Source organism: Vibrio sp. 10N.261.51.A3, assembly GCF_041471965.1.
In the GTDB taxonomy this organism is placed as follows: domain Bacteria; phylum Pseudomonadota; class Gammaproteobacteria; order Enterobacterales; family Vibrionaceae; genus Vibrio; species Vibrio crassostreae_C.
The window spans coordinates 2,225-2,647 of the sequence record NZ_JBFRPK010000139.1; the positions used below are offsets into that span (position 1 = coordinate 2,225).

Here is a 423-nt window from a genome sequence, read left to right on the forward strand (position 1 = left end):
GTTGTTGGATCCATGGATAGGTTTAGCCCTAAACCAATCACAATATGTGCAGCGCCACCAGACTGTCCTGACAGCTCGACCAAGATACCTGCCAGCTTCTTGTCATTGTGGTAAAGGTCGTTCGGCCATTTGAGCTTTACACCTTCTACGCCCATCTCTTCCAAAGCTTCAACAACAGCTACACCAACCACAAGGCTTAAGCCCATTGCGGCAGCCATCCCTGCGTCGAGTCTCCAATACATTGAAAGATAGAGGTTTGCACCGAATGGCGATACCCACTCTCGTCCACGGCGTCCACGACCCGCAGCTTGATATTCAGCAATACAGACAGAACCCGATTCGAGGGTGTTAGTGCGCTCTAATAGGTGCTGGTTTGTAGAACCTATGATGGGAATCAGCTCAAGAGAAGCATCGCGACTAACT

Annotated in this window: 1 protein-coding gene; it reads right to left on the reverse strand. The window is 50.1% G+C overall.

Annotated elements, in window-relative coordinates; genetic code table 11:
* Window positions 1–423: biotin--[acetyl-CoA-carboxylase] ligase (locus AB4371_RS22170; protein WP_372150672.1), on the reverse strand; the 423-nt coding region annotated here is incomplete at both ends.